The 21,960-nt window shown below is 69.6% G+C and carries 19 protein-coding genes; 12 read left to right on the top strand and 7 right to left on the bottom strand.

Annotated features, from left to right (window positions below; all coding sequences use genetic code 11):
* The first annotated feature begins 84 nt into the window (after positions 1-84).
* On the top strand, positions 85-1,428 hold the full coding sequence (locus CYFUS_RS11550; protein WP_198316543.1) for an EGF domain-containing protein: 1,344 nt from the start codon (positions 85-87) through the stop codon (positions 1,426-1,428).
* Positions 1,429-1,480: 52 nt separating this feature from the next.
* On the opposite strand, the gene CYFUS_RS11545 is transcribed toward CYFUS_RS11550, so the two are convergent.
* Positions 1,481-3,025, bottom strand: coding sequence for an FAD-dependent oxidoreductase (locus CYFUS_RS11545; protein WP_095985273.1), 1,545 nt, complete (start codon positions 3,023-3,025; stop codon positions 1,481-1,483).
* 15 nt (positions 3,026-3,040) lie between these two features.
* Positions 3,041-3,838 carry a hypothetical protein gene (locus CYFUS_RS11540; protein ID WP_095985272.1) on the bottom strand — a complete coding sequence of 266 codons (798 nt, stop codon included), beginning with the start codon at positions 3,836-3,838 and terminating at the stop codon, positions 3,041-3,043.
* 281 nt (positions 3,839-4,119) lie between these two features.
* On the opposite strand from CYFUS_RS11540, the gene CYFUS_RS11535 reads away from it, so the two are divergent.
* Positions 4,120-4,734 (top strand): MXAN_6652 family MXYO-CTERM-anchored protein, encoded by a 615-nt coding sequence (locus tag CYFUS_RS11535; protein WP_095985271.1) that lies wholly within the window; start codon positions 4,120-4,122, stop codon positions 4,732-4,734.
* A 12-nt stretch (positions 4,735-4,746) separates the two neighbouring features.
* On the opposite strand, the gene CYFUS_RS11530 is transcribed toward CYFUS_RS11535, so the two are convergent.
* Together CYFUS_RS11530 and CYFUS_RS11525 are read right to left on the bottom strand one after the other, a co-directional pair.
* The gene (locus CYFUS_RS11530; RefSeq protein WP_095985270.1) at positions 4,747-5,445 is read right to left on the bottom strand and encodes a DNA-3-methyladenine glycosylase family protein; all 699 of its coding nucleotides are present in this window, start codon (positions 5,443-5,445) and stop codon (positions 4,747-4,749) included.
* A gap of 36 nt (positions 5,446-5,481) precedes the next feature.
* On the bottom strand, positions 5,482-6,990 hold the full coding sequence (locus CYFUS_RS11525; protein ID WP_095985269.1) for an FAD-dependent oxidoreductase: 1,509 nt from the start codon (positions 6,988-6,990) through the stop codon (positions 5,482-5,484).
* A gap of 222 nt (positions 6,991-7,212) precedes the next feature.
* On the opposite strand from CYFUS_RS11525, the gene CYFUS_RS11520 reads away from it, so the two are divergent.
* From CYFUS_RS11520 to CYFUS_RS11480, 9 genes are all read left to right on the top strand, one after another.
* Complete coding sequence (locus CYFUS_RS11520) at positions 7,213-8,526, top strand: sensor histidine kinase (RefSeq protein ID WP_232537501.1); 1,314 nt, start codon at positions 7,213-7,215, stop codon at positions 8,524-8,526.
* Positions 8,523-8,942 (top strand): response regulator, encoded by a 420-nt coding sequence (locus CYFUS_RS11515; RefSeq protein ID WP_095985268.1) that lies wholly within the window; start codon positions 8,523-8,525, stop codon positions 8,940-8,942. The genes CYFUS_RS11520 and CYFUS_RS11515 overlap by 4 nt, the downstream gene beginning before the upstream one ends.
* Positions 8,943-9,045: 103 nt before the next feature.
* On the top strand, positions 9,046-9,720 hold the full coding sequence (locus CYFUS_RS11510; RefSeq protein WP_095985267.1) for an Isoquinoline 1-oxidoreductase subunit: 675 nt from the start codon (positions 9,046-9,048) through the stop codon (positions 9,718-9,720).
* Positions 9,717-10,178, top strand: a complete 462-nt coding sequence (locus CYFUS_RS11505) for a (2Fe-2S)-binding protein (protein WP_095985266.1) — start codon at positions 9,717-9,719, stop codon at positions 10,176-10,178. The genes CYFUS_RS11510 and CYFUS_RS11505 overlap by 4 nt, the downstream gene beginning before the upstream one ends.
* Positions 10,171-12,450: a xanthine dehydrogenase family protein molybdopterin-binding subunit gene (locus CYFUS_RS11500; RefSeq protein WP_095985265.1), complete on the top strand. Its 2,280-nt coding sequence runs from the start codon at positions 10,171-10,173 to the stop codon at positions 12,448-12,450. Before CYFUS_RS11505 ends, CYFUS_RS11500 begins: the two co-directional genes overlap by 8 nt.
* Before the next feature lie 116 nt (positions 12,451-12,566).
* Entirely contained in the window at positions 12,567-13,370 is an 804-nt protein-coding gene (locus CYFUS_RS11495; protein ID WP_095985264.1) for a lysophospholipid acyltransferase family protein, read from the top strand.
* 505 nt (positions 13,371-13,875) lie between these two features.
* Entirely contained in the window at positions 13,876-14,550 is a 675-nt protein-coding gene (locus tag CYFUS_RS11490; RefSeq protein ID WP_095985263.1) for an Isoquinoline 1-oxidoreductase subunit, read from the top strand.
* Positions 14,547-15,008 (top strand): (2Fe-2S)-binding protein, encoded by a 462-nt coding sequence (locus CYFUS_RS11485; protein WP_095985262.1) that lies wholly within the window; start codon positions 14,547-14,549, stop codon positions 15,006-15,008. The genes CYFUS_RS11490 and CYFUS_RS11485 overlap by 4 nt, the downstream gene beginning before the upstream one ends.
* The gene (locus tag CYFUS_RS11480; RefSeq protein WP_095985261.1) at positions 15,001-17,280 is read left to right on the top strand and encodes a xanthine dehydrogenase family protein molybdopterin-binding subunit; all 2,280 of its coding nucleotides are present in this window, start codon (positions 15,001-15,003) and stop codon (positions 17,278-17,280) included. Before CYFUS_RS11485 ends, CYFUS_RS11480 begins: the two co-directional genes overlap by 8 nt.
* 96 nt (positions 17,281-17,376) lie before the next feature.
* Here CYFUS_RS11480 and CYFUS_RS52555 read toward each other — a convergent pair whose 3' ends face one another.
* On the bottom strand, positions 17,377-18,054 hold the full coding sequence (locus tag CYFUS_RS52555; RefSeq protein WP_232537500.1) for a hypothetical protein: 678 nt from the start codon (positions 18,052-18,054) through the stop codon (positions 17,377-17,379).
* Positions 18,055-18,195: 141 nt separating this feature from the next.
* Here CYFUS_RS52555 and CYFUS_RS11470 point away from each other — a divergent pair, with 141 nt between their 5' ends.
* Positions 18,196-19,050 carry a DMT family transporter gene (locus tag CYFUS_RS11470; RefSeq protein ID WP_232537499.1) on the top strand — a complete coding sequence of 285 codons (855 nt, stop codon included), beginning with the start codon at positions 18,196-18,198 and terminating at the stop codon, positions 19,048-19,050.
* Position 19,051: 1 nt separating this feature from the next.
* Here the strand turns inward: CYFUS_RS11470 and CYFUS_RS11465 are convergent, their stop codons facing one another.
* Together CYFUS_RS11465 and omp85 are read right to left on the bottom strand one after the other, a co-directional pair.
* Positions 19,052-20,533 (bottom strand): M20 family peptidase, encoded by a 1,482-nt coding sequence (locus CYFUS_RS11465; RefSeq protein WP_095985260.1) that lies wholly within the window; start codon positions 20,531-20,533, stop codon positions 19,052-19,054.
* Between the two features lie 14 nt (positions 20,534-20,547).
* Complete coding sequence (gene omp85, locus CYFUS_RS11460) at positions 20,548-21,912, bottom strand: Omp85 family outer membrane protein (protein WP_198316542.1); 1,365 nt, start codon at positions 21,910-21,912, stop codon at positions 20,548-20,550.
* Positions 21,913-21,960: the final 48 nt, after the last annotated feature.

Here is a 21,960-nt window from a genome sequence, read left to right as displayed (position 1 = left end):
GGTGCCTCGTGGGATTCGGCATCAAGAGAGCAGACAGCGGGGCAGGTCGCTTGCAGGATGAGCGTCACGCAAGGAGCAATACCCATGATTGATGCAGTGCGACGCTTCGTATGTGTTCTCGGGCTCGTGTTGGGAGTGGCTGGGTGCGGGCCCACTTCGAGTGAAAATCCCTCCTCGGAACGCTGTGGCGACGGAGTCGTCCAGCAGCAGGAGACCTGTGACGATGGCCTGAACGCCAAGGGCGATGGGTGTGACGAGGCCTGCCAGGTAGAGCAAGGATGGCAGTGCACCGGTGCACCGAGCCGCTGTACCCGGCAGACGGGCTCGTGTGCCGACGGCTCGGCGAAGTGCGACGCCAACGCCCTCTGTACCGAGGCGTCCGGCAGCTTCGCCTGCACCTGCAAGCCCGGCTACACGGGCGATGGCTTCACGTGCACGGACATCGACGAGTGCGCCAGCGGTACGACCACCTGCGATGCCAATGCCCACTGCACCAACACGCCGGGTGGATTCACCTGTGCCTGCAAGTCTGGCTACACGGGCGATGGCACCACGTGCACGGATGCCGACGAGTGCGCCAGCAACACGGACAACTGCGATGCCAATGCCACCTGCACCAACACGACGGGTGGTTTCACCTGTGCGTGCAAGGGGGGCTTCTCGGGCAACGGCGTCACGTGCACCGACATCAACGAGTGCGCCAGCAACACGGACAACTGCGATGTCAATGCCACCTGCGTCAACACGGCGGGCAGCTTCACCTGTGCGTGCAAGGTGGGGTACTCGGGCGATGGCGTCACGTGCACCGACATCGACGAGTGCGCCGATCCGAAGACCTGCGCCCCCGGCGAGACGTGCACCAACACGCCGGGCCACTACACCTGCACGCCCACTACCTGCGAGGCCCCCAGGACGACCTGTGGAAGCGAGTGCGTGGATTTGACGTCGGATGCGAACCACTGCGGAGACTGCGACAACGCCTGCGGCGGAGGCCAGTCCTGCGTGGAGTCGCTCTGCCTGGGCAGTGGCAACCTCCAGATCAGCGCGACGTGGAATCGTCCGGGAGATGCGGACCTCATCGTCAGCACTCCCTCTGGCAAGCTGGTCTGGTGGGACAACCTGGGCCCGAACGCGGGCACTGACTTTGGCCAGATGGATCGGGATGACACCTCGGGCCAGGGGCCGGAGAACGTCTTCTGGGCATCGGACAGGACGCCTCCCTCCGGCACCTACCACGTCTGCTTCGAGACCGCGGATTTCAATCCCTCACCCAGCCCCGACTCGCCCATCACCTGCTCCGTCTCGGTGCGGCGGCCCGGCAAGGCGCCCCAGACGGTCACGAAGTCGTTCACGGGCAGCGCCTACACGTTCCCGAAGGCGTGTAACACGAACACGGCCAGCTACGTGACGTCCATCACCTATCCCTGAACCCCGGTGAGTCCGCGCCTGCTCCCATGAAGGGGCAGGCGCCTCCCGCCCCTCAGTCCAACAGCGGCAGCCCGGCCAACAGGCCCCGCCGCGGAACGGACCAGATGTCCTCGCCCTGGACGTCCCAGCCCGCGAGCAGGTGATTGGCCGCCAGGAAGCCCGAGGTGGCCGCCCGCTCCATCAACGCCGTGGGAATGGGCAGGCGAGTGAAGTCCCCCGCCAGCGCCACCCGGGACGAGGGCGTCTCCGGCCCCGGCCGCGAGGCGAACGAGCCCGGCGCGAACGCCGGACAGTCCTGATGCCACAGGAAGCGCTCCTCCAGCACCCGCGCGTCGCGGAACTCCGGGTAGAACCCGTGCAGGCCGGCCAGCAAGTCCCTCCGGACCTCCGCCTCGTCCGCCCCTCGGGGCAGGCCATAGGCATGCAGCTCGACCACCGAGCCCCCCGTGCGCGCCGCCCAGTCCCGGCTCTCGCTCTCGAACAGGTGGTAGAGCGAGATGTTGTCGATCACCCCCACCCCCGTCGTCCCCGCGAACGGCGCGCGCCCGGGCCGCGATGGGCGATCCAACCACAGCCGCCACACCACGAACGGCGAGGTCAACGCCAGCCCCTCCACCCGCGCGCGCCACGCGCGATCGAGCAGCTCCGGTGAGCGAGCCACGATCCGCTGGAGCGCGGGCACCGGCGTGGCGAGCACCACCGTGTCCGCGACGAGCGGCTCCCTCCCCTCCACCTGCAACCGGAACTTCCCATCCACCCGGGGCTCCACCGCGGTGACCGACTGGGACAGCCGGAAGTCCACCCGCAGCGACTCCAGATAGCGGCGCAGCGGATTCCACAGCGCCAGCGAGAAGGGCTGATCGAGCACGTCGAAGACGAGCCCCTCCGGATTCCCCATGAAGTAGAAGTGGAACATCATCAACAGCTCGGCCGCCGACATCTCCTCTTCCGGGTTGAAGAAGGAGTGCGCGAAGACATTGAACAGCATGCGCCGCGCATGGGGCGGGAAGCGGAGCGAGTCCAGGAACTCGCGCGCGTCGCGGTGATCGAACCGGGCGTACGTGCGCTCCATGTCGAACGTGAGCATCGCCAGGCCCGAGCGCGTCTCGAGGTGGAGCAGGTCCTTGAGCCGCAGCGACGGCGTGCGGGCCACGAGCCCCACCAGGTTGAAGGGAGGTCGCGCGGGAAGGCCCGAGAAGGACTCCCGGCGCCCCTCCGGGCCCAGCAAGGGATAGTCGTCCAGCTTGAGCAGGCGCTCTCCGCGGGGATCCACCCGGCGCAACAACGCGCGCAGGTTGTAGTACTGCCGGAAGAAGGCGTGGAAGCCGCGCTCCATGTCGAACGGCTCGCCATCCGCCAGCCGCTCCCGCCAGCCACCGGCCCGGCCGCCCAGGTACGGCTCCCGCTCGATGACGGTGACGGAGACACCGCGCTCGGCGAGCACCGTGGCGGCCGCCATGCCCGCGAGCCCCCCGCCCACCACCGCCGCGGTGACCCCTCCGGGGGCGCTCGACCGGAGTGCCAGACGCGCGGGCGGGAGCTTCTCGGGAGACAACCGGGGAACGGAGAGCTTCGACCACTCGAACGGCAGGCGCATGGGGCCCACCTCCCATCAGGGTGCGAGGAACGGGTTGAGCAGCAGGCGGGAGAACCCCTCCAGCCAGCGGGCGAGCGCGAACGGACCGGTATGCGCGAGCATGCGCAGCTCCCGGAACGCCTGGGGCCGCCGCCGCGCGATCCCCCCGAGCAACCGCGCGAAGTCGCGCCCCTCCAATCGATCCTTGAGCAGGGCCGCGTAGGAGTCGTTGCCCAGCGCGTGGAGGACGGCGAAGGCCGTATCCAGCAATTGATTCACCTCGTCGCGGCGCTCCGGAGCACGCGAGGGAATGGCCATGGAGGGAGGAAAGCGCTCCCGCGCGAGCGCCTCCGCGAGCACCCGGGAGCCGGGAAGAAACGAGCGCATCATCCCTCCGAAGCCACAACAGGTGAGGGGCGAGTGGCGCGCGGCCGCGTCCCCCACCAGCACCACCCGGCGCTCCGGCGCCCTCGGGGCGGGAGTCAGCCGCGGCAGGCGCACGGAGCGGGGGCCCTCACTCAGGCCCACCAGGGTATGGCCGTCGTGGAAGGACACGCCGCGCAGCTCGGCACGGCGGCGCACCTCGGAGAGGAACCGGCCCGCGTCGATGGCGTGATCGAGCACGCCCCTCACGGGATACTCGCCTCCGCCGTGCCAGCGACACACGCCGCGCTCGTAACGAGCGACGATGAGGGACTCCACCTCCGGCGGCGTGAAGAGGCCACTGTCCGTCAGCGGAGCCAGCTCCGAGCCGCTGATGTTCCACTCCAACCGCTCGAGCAGTTCGGGTCCTCCCGCCTCGCGGATCCGGGCCTTGAGTGTCTCCAGTCGCATCCGTCCCCCCTCGCCGGGACACTGAACCAGATGCCGCACCGCCCATCCGCATCAGGTCACACGCGGGAATACTACCGGACGCTTGGTATGAGCCCGCCGGGAACACTCGTTCTTCGAGTAACACTCCACCGGGATGGAACGACTCCCCCCTCGTCCGTCAACCTCCAGCAGGACCCCTCCCCGCGGAGATTCGACCCACCGCTGAATCGTGACATTTCCCGGAGGCGCGAACCGGGCTACGAAGAGAGTCTCCATCAGCACAGTCCCCCCTTGGAGGTTGAATGCGCGCTTCTCTCGGTACCCTGGGTGTGATCTCCGCTTGCCTGATCTCGACGTCGGCCCTCGCCAACAGCGCGGGCATCACCGGCCAATCGGGCAAGGATGGAGCGACGTGCAGCACCTGCCACTATGGCGGCGCCGCCGCCCCCGTGGTCGAGATCTCCGGGCCCACGACGCTCGAACCCAACGCCACGGGCCAGTACACGCTCATCATCAAGGGTGGCCCCGCGAACGTGGGCGGCATGAACGTCGCCGTGGACAACGCGGCGGCGGTCCTCCAGGCGGGAGAGGGGAGCAAGAAGCTGGGCAGTGAGCTCACCCACAACGGGGCCAAGTCCTTCACCAATGGCGAGCTGCGCTTCGCCTTCTCGCTGGTCGCCCCCGCCAGTGGCACCGTGAAGATCTTCGCGGCGGGCAACTCGGCCAACAACAACTACGACAGCTCGGGGGACCGCGCCGCGGCCACGACCCAGACCGTGACGATCTCCGGGGGAACGGGGACCCCCACCGAGCCGGACGAGGACAAGGGCGGCTGCTCGGCCACGGGCGGCTCGCCCATGCTCGCCTTCGCGCTCGCGGCGGCCACGCTGACGCGCCTGCGTCGCCGTCGGGCCTAGGCGCCGCGCGCTTCAGGGGGCTGGGGCCTTCGGCAGTTCGAGCGCCCGCCACATGTACCAGCTCGCCACCGAGCGCCACGGCCTCCAGCGCTCCCCATGGGCCAGCAGCTCCCGGGCCCGGGGCATCTCCGCCAGCCCATAGGTGCGCATGAAGCCCTTGCGCACCCCGTAGTCATCCACGGGCAGCACGTCCGGCCGGCCCAGCCGGAAGATGAGCATCATCTCCACCGTCCACTGCCCGATGCCCCGCACCTTCGTCAGGTGCTCCACCAGCGCCGCATCGCTCATGCGCCGGGCCCTCGTCAGCGTGGGCACCTCCCCTTCCCGGGCCTTGAGCGCCAGATCCCTCATCGCCGCCGCCTTCGCCCCGGACAGTCCCGCCGCGCGCAAGTCCTCCACCGGCACGGCCAGCACCGCCTCCGGCGTGAAGCGCGCGCCCTCGCCCACGCGCTCGCACACCCGGGCGAAGATGGTGGCCGCCGCCTTGCCCGTGAGCTGCTGGTAGGCGATGGAGCGCGCCAGCGCCACGAAGGGGTCGCGCAGCGCCTCCACCTCCAGCCGCAACGGCCCCACCTGCTTCATCAACGTGCCGAGGAGGGGATCCGCCTTGGCCAGGGCGCGGCGGGCGGCGGGCGTGAAGCCCTCGGGCAGGAGGCTGTCGGACGAGGGCACGGAGTCGCTCGCGGGAGCGGCGCGGGAAGAGGCGGGCATGAGCCCATCGTGCCACGCGCCGCGCGGCCCCGCGCTTCAGCGGATCTTCTTCGACGCGAGTCCCTTCACCGGAGGGCCATTGAGCACCTCGCCCGTCGGGCTGAAGCGGCCGCCATGGCACGGGCAGTCCCACGAGCGCTCGGCGTTGTTCCAGTGCACGTGGCATCCCAGGTGCGTGCACACCGGGCTGAGCGCGTGGACGCCGCCGGACGTCTCCCGGTAGACGGCCACCTTGCGGCCCTCCACCTCCACGATGCGGCCCTCGCCGGGCGGCACCTCGGACAGGTCATGCGTGTCCGGCCTCGCCAGCCGATCCGCCACGAAGTGGAACGCCACGTCCGCGTTCTCGTGGACGAAGTCCCGTGCCCCCGCGATCGGCTTCACCCGCGTGGCGTCATAGAGCGAGGCGTAGCGGTTGTCCCGGCCGAGGATCAAATCCGAGAGGATCATCCCCGCCAGTGTCCCGAACGTCATGCCCGTCCCCGAGAAGCCCGTGGCCACCCACACGTGACGCGAGCCGCCGTTGCGGCCGATGTACGCGAGCCCGTCCACCGGCTCGATGACCTGGCCCGACCAGCGGTACTCCACCCGTGACGCCGAGAAGTGCTGCCGCAGGTACTCCTCCAGGGCCAGGTAGCGGCGGGCCGTGTCCTCCTCGGCGCCCACCTTGTGGTCCTCGCCTCCCACGATGACGTAGTCCGCGCCGTCCAGACGCTGGGTGCGGATGTAATGGTAGGGCTCCTTGCTGTCGTAATAGAGCCCCGGCGCCAGGGGGGCCTCGAGCCGCGCCGCCAGCGCATAGGTGCGGTAGGGCATGAGCTTGGTGTGCAGCAGGACGCGGTTGAGGGGCGTGGTCGTGGCCTCCACCACCTCCTGGCACAGGAGCACCCCGCGCGTGGTCTGCACCCGGCAGGGCACCCCTTCGTGGATGTCGGTGACCTGCGTCTCCTCGAAGACGTGGCTGCCCTCCCCGACGATCCGCTCCGCGAGCGCCTGGAGGTACGCGCGGGGGTGCAACTGAGCCTGGTCCTCCACCCGCAGCGCCAGCATCACCGGATAGGGCAGCGGCACGTCCCGGGTCAGCGAGCACAGCAACCCCGCCCGCCGGGCCGCGGAGGCCTCGCACTCGAGCTGCCGCGCCTCGTCCTCCGTTTCCGCGTAGCGGTAGCCGGGCAGCCGCTGGAAATCACACGCGATGCCCAGCCGCTCCACCAGACTGGAGATCTTCTCGATGGAGGCGCGCGTGGACTCGGCCGCCAGCCGAGCCCCCTTCTCCCCGAAGTCCGATGCCAACGTGTCATAGGAGACGTCCAGCAGCTCCGTGAGGTGCGCCGTCGTCTGCCCTGTCTGCCCCGTCAGGATGCGGTGCATCTCCACCACGGCGACCCGCTTGCCCTCCTGCTTGAGCAGCCAGGCCGTGGTGAGCCCCGCGATGCCCCCTCCCACCACCACCACGTCGACCTCGAGATCCCCCGGCAGCGGGGGGTACCGCCGCGCCGGGGCCGACACCGTCCACAAGGATTGATGCTCGCGCTCATCGACCATCTTCCAAGGCTATGGACTCGGCCGAGGGCTGGTAGGGGGAACGAGCGGACGAGCCCGCCCGCCTGCCTGTCCTCCACTGAAGCCTTTTTTTGTATAAGACCCAACAACCGAGCCTGGCGGGCGTTGGCCGGAGCGTGGAGGGGACACACTACCATGGAGTCACTCGACTCCATGATCCGCACCCGAGACCTCTGAACCCCACGGACACCGGAGCGTTACGTCTTGCCATCCATTGCCGCACTGCCAACACCCCCCGCACCCAGCTCCGAGGCCCGACTCGCCTTCTCGGAACTGCTGCTCGGGTGCGATGACGCCCGGGCGTGTGCCGAAGCCGCCGTGTCCTGGCTCGTGCACCACGCACGGGTGGAGCAGGTGTTGTGTCTGGCACCCGACGAATCGGATTCCCTCGTGCCCCTGGCCTCCTATGGAATGCCCGGCGTGGAGGGCGTCGTGCTCGCGCTGCACGAGACGAAGCACCCGCTGGTGGAAGCCCTCCAGTGGTCCGAGCCCCGGTGGATCGCTCCGGGCCAGCTCTCCCCGGAGTTGTCGCCGCTGCGCCGGGGGCTCTACTCGCTGTCGCTCGGCAAGGCGGCCCCCGGCATCCCTCCGCCGGGCTTGCTGCTGGTCACGCCCGCCTCGCCGGAGCTATCCCCGGACGTGCGCTGGCTCGCGGGCCACCTCGGCTCGCACCTCACGCGCCTGTACAAGGGCCGGCAGCTCACCCGGCTCGAGGCCGCCTCCAGTGAGCTGGCCGCCCGGGTCAACGCCGCCACCGAGGAGCTGGCCACGCAGAACGAGCTGCTGCGCCGCCAGGCCATCCAGTTGGAGCAGGCGAGCGCCGCCAAGTCCCAGTTCCTCGCCAACATGAGCCACGAGCTGCGCACGCCGCTCAACGCCATCCTCGGCTACACCAACATGCTGCTGCAGGGCGTCAACGGCGAGCTGCCCCCTCCGCAGCGCCGCAGCCTCAGCCGCATCGACTCCAACGGGCGCCACCTCCTGGAGATCATCAACGAGATCCTCGACATCACCCGCATCGAGGCGGGCCGGATGCCGCTGCACCTGTCCGAGTTCCGCCTGCCCGAGCTGCTCCAGGAGGTCATGGCGGAGTTGGATCCCATCATCGTCCGCTCGAAGCTGGCGGTGAGCACCCAGGTGGAGCCCAACCTGCCCATGGTGCACAGCGACCGGCAGAAGGTGAAACAGATCGTCGTCAACCTGCTGTCCAACGCCCTGAAGTTCACCCACGAGGGGAGCATCCAGGTGAAGGCCCGGTACGAGGTCGCCACCGCCGCGTTCCACATCTCCGTGGTGGACACCGGCATCGGCATCGATCCGGCCCATCAGGAGCGCATCTGGGAGGACTTCCAGCAGGTGGACAACTCTCCCACGCGAGCCTATGGGGGAACGGGACTCGGCCTGTCCATCTGCCGCCGGCTGGCCGCGATGCTCGACGGACGCGTGAGCCTGGAGAGCGCCGTGGGCCAGGGCTCGACGTTCACCCTGCACCTGCCCCGCCTCGCGAGGCGATCATGACCCAAGCCATGGGCAACGAGTCCGCGCCGCTCATCCTCATCGTGGATGACTATCAGGATGCCCGGGAGATGTACGCCGAGTACCTGGAGTTCTCCGGCTACCGGGTCATCGAGGCGCGCAACGGGCTGGAGGCGGTGGAGAAGGCCATGGAGTTCCGGCCCGCCGTCATCCTCATGGACCTGTCCCTGCCCGTGATGGATGGCTGGGAGGCCACGCGCCGGCTCAAGGGCGACGCGCGCACCAAGGCCATCCCCGTGGTGGCGCTCACCGGGCACGCGCTGGATGGGCACTCGCGCGAGGCCCAGAACGCGGGCTGCGATTCGTACATCACCAAGCCGTGCCTGCCCGATGCCCTGCTGCGCGAGGTGCGGCGCATGCTCGCCACCGTGAACCCGGCCGCGAGCATTGTGAAGTAACCCTACATACCCTATTAACAACATCTGGTTTGGGGCGAAAAGGCCCCAGGCGCACAATGGCCCGCTCTGGCTCGGGGCCATTCCCCCCCGCCTGGAGGTCTCCATGATGCATCGCCCGGGCATCCTCACCGCTTCCCTGCTGGGAGCGGGAGCCCTGTGCGCCGCGCTCGCGCTGGCGTGTAGCTCAGGCCGTAGCGGCGTGAACGCCAGCCCCGCCACGCAGTTGCCCCCCGTGACGGCCCAGCAGTTGCGCACGCCGGACATGTTCGCGCGCATCTCCTCCCGCCCGGAGCGCTCTCGCGCCCTCTTCCTGGAGGCCAGCCGCGTGATGCTCCATCCGCGCTGCACCAACTGCCACCCCGCCGGCGACTCGCCTACCCAGGGCGATCAGGGGCTCACGCATGATCCGCCCGTCTCGCGTGGCGCCAAGGATCAGGGAGTGCCCGGCCTGGAGTGCACCTCCTGCCACCAGGACAAGAACCTCGCTCACGCTCGGGTTCCGGGCGCCCCCAAGTGGCACCTCGCTCCGCGCTCCATGGCCTGGGTGGGTGCCACTCCCCGCTCCCTTTGCGAGCAGCTCAAGGACCGCCAGCGCAACGGCGACAAGAGCCTCGAGGAGCTCATCGAGCACTCCACGCACGATGAACTCGTCGCGTGGGCATGGAAACCGGGGTGGGAGCGGGTTGCCGCCCCTGGAACACAAGAACAATTCGGGGCCCTCATCGCCGCGTGGGCGAAGGACGGCGCCGAGTGTCCAGACGAGGAGGCACGGCCATGAGCATCCACCTGAAGTTGAATGGAACCGAGCGTGAGCTCGAGGTCGACCCGGAGATGCCGCTGCTCTGGGCCCTGCGTGACGTGCTCGGCCTGACGGGCACCAAGTACGGCTGTGGCCAGGCCCTGTGCGGCGCGTGCGTCGTGCACCTGGATGGCGAGGCCGTGCGTGCCTGCGTCACCCCGGTGAGCCGCGCCGAGGGACGCCACGTCACCACCATCGAGGGCCTGTCCGCCGATGGCTCTCACCCCTTGCAGAAGGCCTGGGTCGAGCTCGCCGTGCCCCAGTGCGGCTTCTGCCAGTCCGGGCAGATCATGACCGCGGCGGCCCTGCTGGCGAAGAAGCCCCAGCCCAGCGACAGCGAGATTGACAGGTCGATGAGCGGCAACCTGTGCCGCTGTGGCACCTACACGCGCATTCGCTGCGCCATCAAGAAAGCGGCGGGTCTCCCCCATGAGTGAGCACTCCCTGGACGACAATCCCATCCGCCTGTCGCGCCGCTCCTTCCTCGAGGGTGTGACTCTGGTCGCCGCTGGGCTCGCGCTCGAGTTGCTGCCCACGAACGCATGGGCCGCCCCGATGCCCACGGCCTACCCGCCCGTGCCCGAGCAGGGCTTCCGCCCCAACGTCTACGTGCACGTGGCTCCCGATGGCGTGGTGACCATGATCTGCCACCGCTCGGAGATGGGCCAGGGCGTGCGCAGCTCCCTGCCCGTGCTCATCGCGGACGAGATGGGCGCCGACATGGCCCGGGTGAAGGTCATCCAGGGCGATGGGGACAAAGCCTACGGAGACCAGAACACCGACGGCTCGAGCAGCGTGCGCAAGATCTTCACGGACCTGCGCTACGTGGGCGCCACGGCGCGTACCATGCTCATCACCGTGGCGGCCAAACGCTGGGGCGTGCCCGTCAACACCTGCGTGGCGCGGGACCATGTCGTGTTCCACCCGGCCAGCAAGCGCTCCCTCGGCTTCGGCGAGCTGGCCAACGACGCCGCGAAGCTGCCGGTCCCCGCGAGGAAGGACGTCACGCTGCGGCCCCGCTCCGAGCTGCGCCACCTGGGCAAGGAGCTGCCGCTGCTCGACGGGCCGGACATCGTCACCGGCAAAGCCCAGTTCGGCGCGGACGTGGTGCTGCCCGGCATGCTCACGGCCATGGTCGTCCGGCCTCCCGTCGCCGGTGGCCGGGTCGCCCGCTACGACGCGACGAGCGCCCTCGCCGTGCCGGGCGTCAAGCAGGTGGTGGAGCTGCCCGCGCCCAAGCTGCCCTTCGCCTTCCAGCCGCTCGGAGGCATCGCCGTCGTCGCGGACAACACCTGGGCGGCCATGCGCGGACGCGCGGCGCTCGAGGTGACATGGGAGCACGGAGACAACGCGGGCTACGACTCGGCCGCGTACCGACAGGAGCTGACGAAGGCCATCGGCTCCTCGGGCAAGGTCGTGCGCAACGTGGGCAATGCCGACGCGACGCTCGCGGGCGCGAAGCGCAAGCTCGAGGCCGACTACCACACGCCGCACCTGGCCCATGCGCCCATGGAGCCGCCCGCGGCGGTCGCGAGGGTGGAGGGAGGCCGGTGCGAGGTGTGGGCGGCGACCCAGAATCCCCAGTCCGCTCGCACCGAGGTGGCGCGGGCGCTCGGCGTCGACGAGAGCCAGATCACCATCCACGTGACGCTGCTGGGCGGTGGCTTCGGCCGCAAGTCCAAGCCGGACTACGTGGCGGAGGCCGCCCTGGTGGCACGCGCCGTGGGCGCTCCCGTGCGCATGCAGTGGACGCGCGAGGACGACGTGCGCCATGACTACTACCACTCGACGTGCGCGCAGCGGCTGTCGGCCGCGCTCGACGACTCGGGCAAGGTCCAGGCCTGGCACCACCGCATCGCGTTCCCGCCCATCGGCTCCATCTTCTCGGGCGCCACGTTCGCGGGCGACGGCGAGCTCAACCAGGGCATCCTGGATCTGCCGCTCGCCATCCCCCACGTGCGCATGGAGAACTGCGAGGCCCGCGCGCACACCCGCATCGGCTGGATGCGCTCGGTGGCCAACGTCTACCATGCGTTCTCCGTGCAGAGCTTCATCGACGAGCTCGCTCACGCGCGCGGCACGGATCCCCGCGACACGCTGCTCGAGCTCATCGGCCCACCGCGCATCGTGACGCCCAAGGAGCTGGGCGTGGAGAAGGTGCCCAACTACGGCCAGCCCTTGGAGGAACACCCGCTCGATACCGGGCGCCTGCGCCGCGTCATCGAGCGCGTGACGGAGCTGTCGCGCTGGGACTCGCGCAAGAAGGAGGGGCGCGCGTTGGGGCTCGCGGCGCACCGCAGCTTCCTGTCCTACGTGGCGGTGGTGATGTCCGTGGTGAAGGACGCGGACGAGCGCATCCGCGTGGACGAGGCGTGGATCGTCGCGGACGCGGGCACCATCATCAACGCGGAGCGCGTGCGCGCGCAGTTCGAGGGCGCGGTCATCTTCGGCATGAGCCTGGGGCTCTATGGCGCCATCACCATGAAGGACGGCGCCACCGAGCAGAGCAACTTCCGCGACTACCGCCTGGTGCGCATCGCGGAGGCACCCCAGCGCATCCACGTCGAAGTGATTCCCAGCGAGGGCGCGCCGGGCGGCGTCGGAGAGCCGGGAGTGCCCCCCGTGGCCCCCGCGCTCGCCAACGCCATCTTCGCGCTCACCGGCACCCGCGTGCGCGAGCTGCCGTTCGTGCGTTCGGTCCGCGTCTGAACCCAGGCGGTCCGAGGGGCTCCCCCCTGCGCGGGGGCCCCCTCCTCCCGCCGCCCCTGGAGCGTGATAGAGGGCCATTCCCGGAAAGGCACCGCCATGCCGGGAGATGTCCGCCCATGAAGCTCCTCTACCCTCTGCTCAACGTGCTCCAGGCCCTCGTCCTGGCGGTGTGGGGTGCCTTCTGGATCACCCTCGCCGGAGGAGGGGCGCTCCTGACCCTCGACGGCAGCGTGCCGTTGATGATGGCGCGGCGCTTCTGGGCCCCGCTGCACTGGCGCATCACCGGCTCGCGGATGTTCGTGGAGCCGCTGCCGGACATCGACTGGAGCAAGCCCCACATCTTCGTCATGAATCACCAGTCGGCGATGGACATCCCCTGCGCATTCGCGGCGCTGCCGGTGAACCTCCGCTTCATCGCCAAGCACGTCCTCAAGTACGTGCCCCTCCTCGGTTGGTACATGGCGATGACGGGGATGATCTTCATCAACCGCTCCCACCATCGCGAGGCCGTGAGGAGCCTGGCGCTCGCCGGCGAGCGCATCCGCGCGGGCAAGTCCATCCTGGCCTTCCCCGAGGGCACCCGCTCGCATGACGGGCTCATCCTCCCCTTCAAGAAGGGCCCCTTCGTGCTCGCCATCGAGGCCCAGGTGCCCATCGTCCCCGTGGCCATCGAGGGCGCCCTGCAGGTGCTTCCCCGGGGCGGCATCTGGCTGCGCAGGCACGACATCCGCGTGAAGGTGGGGCAGCCCATCGACACGAAGGGGCTCGGCAAGGCGGACCGCGACGCCCTGCTGCGACAGGTGCGCGACACCGTCATCCAGCTCCACCGGGAGATCGGCGGACGCGGCGGCGTGCCCCAGGCCATCGCGGAGCGTGGACAGGAGGGGCGTTCCCCTTCCCCCCTCTCCTCCTTGGAGTAAGCCCCCCTTTCCCGGGGCGCCGCGTGTCGATTCCCGGTTCAGCTGTCAAAGCACTCGAACGGCCTGTCCTTTCCGTCCTGTCCAAGAATTTGAGCAAACACTCCACAAGGCACCACACGCGGCGGAAATGACGGGTGTCGCTCCGCTGGCAAACCCCTGCTCAAAAGATGTTCGACGCGGTCGAACGGGTCCGAGGCTGGACCTAGACAGACTGGACGGAATTTCTCAATCACTATGCAGCACCGAGTGGTACGCGCAGCGGCTTCCAGCCTGACACGACACCACTGATGCCTGTCGGCGGACATCCTGGCTGGATTAATCCCGAACAGCGGTCATGCATTCGCCGCCGATAACCCAGACCACGTCACCGAGCGACTGATTCGTTTTTTCTCCTGAAGTAGGACTACACGGCTAATTAATAAAAACTGGCTTAAACTGAAATAGCTCAGAGCACAAAATAAACCGACTAGCGCGGGATGATCCCCACCCCGCCTGGAGGTCTCCAATGATGCATCACCCGGGCATCCTCACCGCATCCCTGCTGGGAGCGGGAGCCCTGTGCGCCGTGCTCGCGCTGGCGTGTAGCTCAGGCCGTGGCGGCGTGAACGCCAGCCCCGCCACGCAGTTGCCCCCCGTCCCGGCCCAGCAGTTGCGCACGCCGGACATGTTCGCGCGCATCACCTCCCGCCCGGAGCGTTCACGCGCCCTCTTCCTGGAGGCCAGCCGCGTGATGCTCCATCCACGCTGCACCAACTGCCACCCCGCTGGCGACAGCCCCGCCCAAGGCGAGCAGGGGCTCGCGCATCAGCCGCCCGTCTCGCGTGGCGCCAAGGACCAGGGCGTGCCGGGCCTCGAGTGCACCTCCTGCCACCAGGACAAGAACCTCGCGCATGCCCGGGTTCCGGGCGCCCCCAAGTGGCACCTCGCTCCGCGCTCCATGGCCTGGGTGGGTGCCACTCCCCGCTCCCTTTGCGAGCAGCTCAAGGACCGCCAGCGCAACGGCGACAAGAGCCTCGAGGAGCTCATCGAACACTCCGCGCACGATGAGCTCGTCGCGTGGGCATGGAAACCGGGGTGGGAACGGGTCCCCGCCCCCGGAACACAAGAACAATTCGGGGCCCTCATCGCCGCGTGGGCGAAGGACGGCGCCGAGTGTCCAGACGAGGAGGCACGCCCATGAGCATCCACCTGAAGTTGAACGGAACCGAGCGCGAGCTCGAGGTCGACCCGGAGATGCCGCTGCTCTGGGCCCTGCGCGACGTGCTCGGCCTGACGGGCACCAAGTACGGCTGTGGCCAGGCTCTGTGCGGCGCGTGCGTCGTGCACCTGGATGGCGAGGCCGTGCGTGCCTGCGTCACCCCGGTGAGCCGCGCCGCGGGACGCCACGTCACCACCATCGAGGGCCTCTCCCCCGATGGCTCTCACCCCCTGCAGAAGGCCTGGGTCGAGCTCGCCGTACCCCAGTGCGGCTTCTGCCAGTCCGGGCAGCTCATGACCGCGGCGGCCCTGCTGGCGAAGAAGCCCCAGCCCAGCGACAGCGAGATTGACAAGTCGATGAGCGGCAACCTGTGCCGCTGTGGCACCTACACGCGCATTCGCTGCGCCATCAAGAAAGCGGCGGGTCTCCCCCATGAGTGAGCACTCCCTGGACGACAACCCCATCCGCCTGTCGCGCCGCTCTTTCCTCGGGGGGGTGGGTCTGGTCACCGCTGGGCTCGCTCTCGAGCTGCTGCCCACGAACGCGCGCGCGGCCACCATGCCCAACGCCTACCCGCCCGTGCCCGAGCAGGGCTTCCGCCCCCACGTCTACGTGCACGTGGCTCCCGATGGCGTAGTGACCATGATCTGCCACCGCTCGGAGATGGGCCAGGGCGTGCGCAGTTCCCTGCCCGTGCTCATCGCGGACGAGATGGGTGCCGACATGGCCCGGGTGAAGGTCACCCAGGCCGATGGAGACGAGGCCTACGGAGACCAGAACACCGACGGCTCGTGCAGCGTGCGCAAGATCTTCACGGACCTGCGCTACGTGGGCGCCACGGCGCGCACCATGCTCGTCACCGTGGCGGCCCGGCGCTGGGGTGTGCCCGCGAACACCTGCGTGGCGCGGGACCATGTCGTGTTCCACCCGGCCAGCAAGCGCTCCCTCGGCTTCGGCGAGCTGGCCAACGACGCCGCCAGGCTCCCGGTCCCCACGAAGAAGGACGTCACGCTGCGGCCCCGCTCCGAGCTGCGCCACCTGGGCAAGGAGCTGCCCCTGATCGACGGGCCGGAGCTCGTCACCGGCAAGGCCGTCTTCGGCGCGGACGTGGTGCTGCCCGGCATGCTCACGGCCATGGTCGTCCGGCCCCCTGTCGCCGGTGGCCGGGCCGCCCGCTACGACGCGACGCGCACGCTCGCCGTGCCGGGCGTCAAGCACGTGGTGGAGCTGCCCGCGCCCAAACTGCCCTTTGGCTTCCAGCCGCTCGGAGGCATCGCCGTCGTCGCGGACAACACCTGGGCGGCCATGCGCGGGCGCGCGGTACTCGACGTGACATGGGAGCACGGGGACAACGCGGGCTACGACTCGGCCGCGTACCGCCAGGAGCTGACGAAGGCCATCGGCTCCTCGGGCAAGGTCGTGCGCAACGTGGGCGATGCCGACACGACGCTCGCGAGCGCCAAACACAAGCTCGAGGCCGACTACCACACGCCGCACCTGGCCCATGCGCCCATGGAGCCGCCCGTGACGGTCGCTCGGGTGGAGGGAGGCCGGTGCGAGGTGTGGGCGGCGACCCAGAACCCCCAGGCCGACCGCACCGAGGTCGCACGGGCACTCGGCATCGACGAGAGCCAGATCACCATCCACGTGACGCTGCTGGGCGGTGGCTTCGGCCGCAAGTCGATGCCGGACTTCGTACCGGAGGCCGCCCTGGTGGCACGCGCCGTGGGCGCTCCCGTGCGCGTGCAGTGGACACGCGAGGATGATCTGCGCCACGACTACTATCACGCGACGTGCGCGCAGCGGCTGTCGGCCGCGCTCGATGACTCGGGGAAGATCGTGGCCTGGCGCCACCGCAGCGCGTTCCCGCCCATCGACTCCGTCTTCTCGGGCGCCACGTTCGCGGGCGACAGCGAACTCAACCATGGCCTCCTGGACTTGCCGCTCGCCATCCCCCACGTGCGCCAGGAAAACTGCGAGGCCCGCGCGTATACCCGCATCGGCTGGATGCGCTCGGTGGCCAACGTCTACCATGCGTTCTCCGTGCAGAGCTTCATCGACGAGCTCGCCCACGCGCGTGGCACGGATCCCCGCGACATGCGGCTCGAGATCATCGGCCCACCGCGCATCGTGACGCTCAAGGAACTCGGCGTGGGACAGTTGCGCAACCACAGCCAGTCCTTGGACGAGCACCCGGTCGACACCGGGCGCCTGCACCGCGTCATCGAGCGCGTGACGGAGCTGTCGCGCTGGGACTCGCGCAAGAAGGAGGGACGCGCGTTGGGGCTCGCGGCACACCGCAGCTTCCTGTCCTACGTGGCGGTGGTGATGTCCGTGGTGAAGGACGCGGACGAGCGCATCCGCGTGGACGAAGTGTGGCTCGTCGCGGACGCGGGCACGGTCGTCAACATGGATCGCGTGCGCGCGCAGTTCGAGGGCGCGGTCATCTTCGGTATGAGCCTGGGGCTCTATGGCGCCATCACCATGAAGGACGGCGCCACCGAGCAGAGCACCTTCCGCGACTACCGCCTGGTGCGCATGGCGGAGGCACCCCAGCGCATCCATGTCGAAGTGATTCCCAGCGAGGGCCCGCCGTGCGGAGTCGGAGAGCCGGGAGTGCCCCCCGTGGCGCCCGCGCTCGCCAACGCCATCTTCGCGCTCACCGGCACCCGCGTCCGGGAGCTGCCCTTCGTGCGTTCGGTCCGCGTCTGAACCCAGGCGGCCCGAGGGGCCCCCCGGCGGGGCCCCTTCGTGGAGTGAACTTCTCCCCCCTTCTGGGGGGCTCCAGTAGCCCGCCTGGCGGGGCCGTCAGTCTCCGCTGACGGCCAGCTGCCAGTCCCCGGTACTGGAGATGCCGACGCGCAGGCCGAGGTAGCTGCCATCCCGCTGCATCGCCTGGAGCTGCGCGTCCGGGTAGATCCCCTTGAGGGCCTCGAAGTCCTGGGCGGTGGCGTTCTCGCGGAACGCCGTGGGCCAGACGTAGAGCTCGTCCTGCTTCGTGTAGGGCAGGCTCAGGAGCTTCACCATCCGGGCGAGCACCGGCTCACCGCGCTCCTGCTCCGCCTGGCGCCAGAACCGGGCCACGTCCTCATCGGGACCGAAGGAGAAGCGCAGGCTCTTGCCCTGTTCGTCCCCGAGCGCGGCGAGCGCCGCGTAGTCACACGCCACCGCCGCGGCGACGATGCGGCGGCGCATGGAGTCCACCGCCGGGGGAAGGGGCGGATTCGCGGGAGATGGCGTGGGGCTCAGCCCCTGGGCCGAGCAGGCGGCGCCGCCATCCGGGGTGGGCGAGGGAATCCCCGCGTCCGCGAGCCCCGCGTCCGGAAGCCCCGCATCGTTGACTCCGGCATCAATGGGCGCCGCGTCGGTCTTCCCTGCACCGGTGGGGGCGTCCCGGTGCTCGGGCGGAGCGGGGGCGCGGCGCGAGTCCGTGCAGGCGGAACTCATGGTGAGGACACAGGCGGACAGGAAGAGGGCACGGTTCATGGTGCGCACGTTGTAGATCAACGTGGGAGCGCACGGGGCTGCTCCACGCGTCTTCTTGGTGTAGAAAACACGAGCCGAGGCCCTCCGTCTCGAACCCTTCGACACCGTCTTCTCGCGCCATGCGCGTCCCCTGGAGCACCGGTGAACCCCGTCGCCATGATGTTGGTCCTGTCGTCCGCCTTCTTCCACGCGTCGTGGAGCGCGCTGCTCAAGCGGCACGAGGACCCGGAGTCCGCCGTGGTGGGCGTCATCACCATCACCGTGTTGTGCGGAGGGCTCTGGGCGCTCGGTCTCCAGGGCGCGGCCTTTCCCACCTCCGGAGCCTTTCTGTGGGCCCTCATGGCTGGCGTGCTGGAGAGCGGCTACCTGGTGACGCTCGCCAAGTCCCTGAGCCGTGCCCCGTTGGGACTCGCGTACACGGTGTCCCGTGGCGGGGCGGTGTTGCTCGTGTGGCCCGTGTCCGTGCTGTGGTTGAACGAGCAGCTCACGCCGGGGTCCGTGGCGGGCGCGGCCCTGGTGGCCGTGGGCATGGCGGGGATGAACCTCGTGCTGCCTCGAGGCAGGGAGAAGGATGGCGTGCTCTGGTCCCTCGCGAGTGCCGCGTGCATCGCCGGGTACAACCTCAGCTACAAACGCGCCCTGGGAGAAGGCGCGCAGCCTCCGGCCCTGTTCACCCTGTCGCTCGGAGTGGCCCTGCCCCTGCTCGTCCTCATGCGCCGCCGGGAGGAGACGAGCTGGGGCGCGCTGCTCCGGAAGATCAGGACCCGGCCCTTGCTGCTCGTGGCGGCGGGAGTCCTGTGCACGCTGTCGTTCTCGCTGATGCTCGTCGCGCTCAGGGGCAGTGGCACGGGGGCCGTGATCACCCTGCGCAATACGTCCATCGTGTTCGCGCTGGTGCTCGGCGCGCTCCAGAACGAACGGATGGGACGGCGGCAACTCGCCGGTGCTGGACTGGTGATGCTCGGGGCCGTGCTGTTGGGGTGGCCCCGGTCGTGACTCAGCGGGCCGCGGTCGCGATCAAACGCGCGTAGAAGCCCACGGCGAACTCCAGGTTCTCGAGCGTCAGGTGCTCGTTCGTCCCATGAATCATCTGGAGGCTGGAGAGCGAGAAGGTCATGGGTTGGAAGCGGTAGACGTCCGTGGCCACCGGCAGCAGGTGACGGCTGTCGGTCGCCGCGGTGACCAGCCCGGCAGACACGGGCGCCCGGCTCATCTCCCCGGCGAGCGAGGCCAGCACATTCCACCCCCGCGAGCGCGTGGAGGAGATGGGGGTGGGTTCATCCGGGGTCTTCGTCCAGGAGAGCTCGACGGGCAGGTCGCCGACGGCGGCACGGGCGTGGGCCAGGACCGTCTCCGAGGTGTCACCGGGCGCGATGCGGTAGTTGATCCACGCCGTGGCGTCCTGCGGCAGCACGTTCTCCTTGGGGCTGCCCCTCAACATCGTGGGCGCGATGGTGGTGTGCAGCAGGGCCGCGCCCGTGGAGGTAGCCGCGACCTGCTGGAGGAGGAGCGGCTCGAACAGCCAGCGGTTGGCCACGGCCATGCGCAGCGCCCAGGAGCCCGTGGGCGCGAGCGTCTCCAGCAGGGCCACCCCGGGCCCCTTGAACTCCATTGGGAAGGGGTGCTCGGCGATCGCGACGACGGCCTTGGACAACAGCACGGCGCCACCGGCGTCCTTGGGCGGAGAGGACGAGTGGCCTCCAGGTGCTCGGGCCACGACGTTCAACGTCCCATAACCCTTCTCGGCGACGCCGATCAGGGCGACCGCGCCACCGGTGACCGGATTGTCCGAGATCACCGCCATGCCCTCGTCGAGCACGAACTCGGCCTGGAGCCCACGCGCCTTCATCCAGTCCGCCACCGCGCGGGCCCCTTCACCGCGCGCCTCCTCGTCATGGGTGGAGACAAGGAGCACCGTGCGGCGAGGCGTGAAGCCCTGGGCGGCGAGCAACTCGGCGCCCTCGAACAGGGTGATCAACGAGCCCTTGTCGTCGATGGCCCCGCGGCCCCAGACCGCGCCGTCGGCGACCACGCCGTCGAAGGGCGGATGACGCCAGTCCTTCTCGGTACCGGGAGTCACCGGCACCACGTCCTGGTGCGCCATGAGGACGATGGGGGCCAGCGACGGATCCGAGCCCTTCCAGGTGTAGATGAGCGTATGGCCGGAGATCACCTCGCGCGTCATGGCGGCATGCGCGGCGGGATAGGCGCTCACGAGCCAGGCATGGAGCCGATCCCACTCGGCGGACTGATCCTCGACCTTGTCCTGGTGGCTGACGGTGCGGAAGCGGATGGCCTGGGACAGGCGCTGGGCGGCCGCGTTCACATCCACCGCGACGGGCCCGGCCAGCGAGCCACCGCCCCCGTCCAGGGCCGCCACGGCGGGGGCCTCGAGCATCGCCGTGCGGACGCCAATCACCGCGATCGACAACGCCAGTGCGCCACCGACGCCAAGGCCGATCCTCGCCAGGGTCTTCATCACCGCCCTCCCCTTCAGAAAACGTGGTTGAAGTCCAGGTAGAAGCCGGTGGTGCCATCCTGGGGGCTCACGCCGTAGTCGAGCCGGACGATGAAGTTGTCCTCCCACGCGATGCGCAGGCCGCCGCCACCCGTGTAGCGCGGGACCCGAGCCTCCAGGGAGTCCAGGTCCGCCCACGCCTGGCCCATGTCCATGAAGGCCAGCAGGGTGAAGTCCAGGTGCTGATTGCCCGGTGCCACCGAGAGGAACTTCCAGCGCAGCTCGCCGTTGGCCAGCGCCTTCACCTGTCCGCGCAGCCGGTTCTTGAGGATGCCGCGCGCGGTGCTCACGCCGCCGATGCCGCTCATGGTATCGCGCCACTCCACTCCGCCGAAGGACGTGAGCTGAAGAAAGGGGACATCGCCCCCCATCACGTCCGCGAGGAGCCGCAAGGCGGCCACCAGCCGGTCCGTACCCAGCGGGTGGTAGAAGCGCAGGTTGGCCGTGACCCCGAAGTAGTTGAAGCCGCTCCCTATCGCGCCCGCGGCCCCGCGCACCGCGAGTTCGTGGAACATGCCCCGCACGGGCGCGGGCTCGTTGTCGCGCAGGTCCAGCAGCAGGCTCGCCGTCACCTCGGCCGTGCGGAAGGTGCTCACCCCGTCCAGGTGGTCGGCCGTCAGTCCGGGGATGCGTCCCGCCCGCACGTCCTCTTCCAGGAGCGAGTCCCGAGCCTGACCCAGGTCATCCACGGCGTAGCGGGTGCGCAGCTCGGTGAGCCGGAACCGGTAGCCGGCCGCCACCTGCCAGGGGCCGCTGAGCGGGCGACGCACGTTGAGCATGACGCTCGGGAAGGTGCGTTGATCGTAGGCGTAGTAGCGCACGCCCCGGAAGTCCGGGTTGCCCGGACAGCCATTGGGGTCGGACTTCAACGCGTCGCGGTCGTCGCAGGTGTTGAGGGAGGGGACGTAGCGCGTGTCCTCGGGCGGGCCGTAGTACGGCGAGAAACGATCGTTGATCAGCGCCACGTCCAGGACCACCCGCCAGGGTGAGTCCAGGAAGCGGGGGGCATCCAGGGCGAGGCGGTGGATGGCCACCCCCACCGTCGTCTGGAAGAACTGCGCCATGAAGGCGTAGCGGTAGGGCCGAATCGAGCCGTCGCCCGAGTCCACCACCAGCAGCCGCGCGCCATACCCCAGGCCCTCGTCGCTGTTGTAGTTGATGAGCGGCAGGCCCTGGACCCCCCAGCCCGTGCGCGGCGGAGGGGGCGTGGGCGTCAACTCCTCGGCGGGCGCCTGGGTGGACTCGGGCGGGGGCGCCAGGGACGAGCCCTCCGCCCGGGCCGCGGCCGTGGCCAGCGCGGCCACCAGTACCCCTGTCCACATCGTCCGAATCAGCCACATGCGAGACTCCAGGTCCGCCCAGGTGTCGAAGAACTCCGCCCTCCGCCC

It is taken from the genome of Cystobacter fuscus (genome assembly GCF_002305875.1).
Lineage (GTDB): Bacteria > Myxococcota > Myxococcia > Myxococcales > Myxococcaceae > Cystobacter > Cystobacter fuscus_A.
The sequence above is the reverse complement of the archived record's forward strand: the minus strand, read 5'-3'. Positions and strand labels throughout refer to the sequence as shown.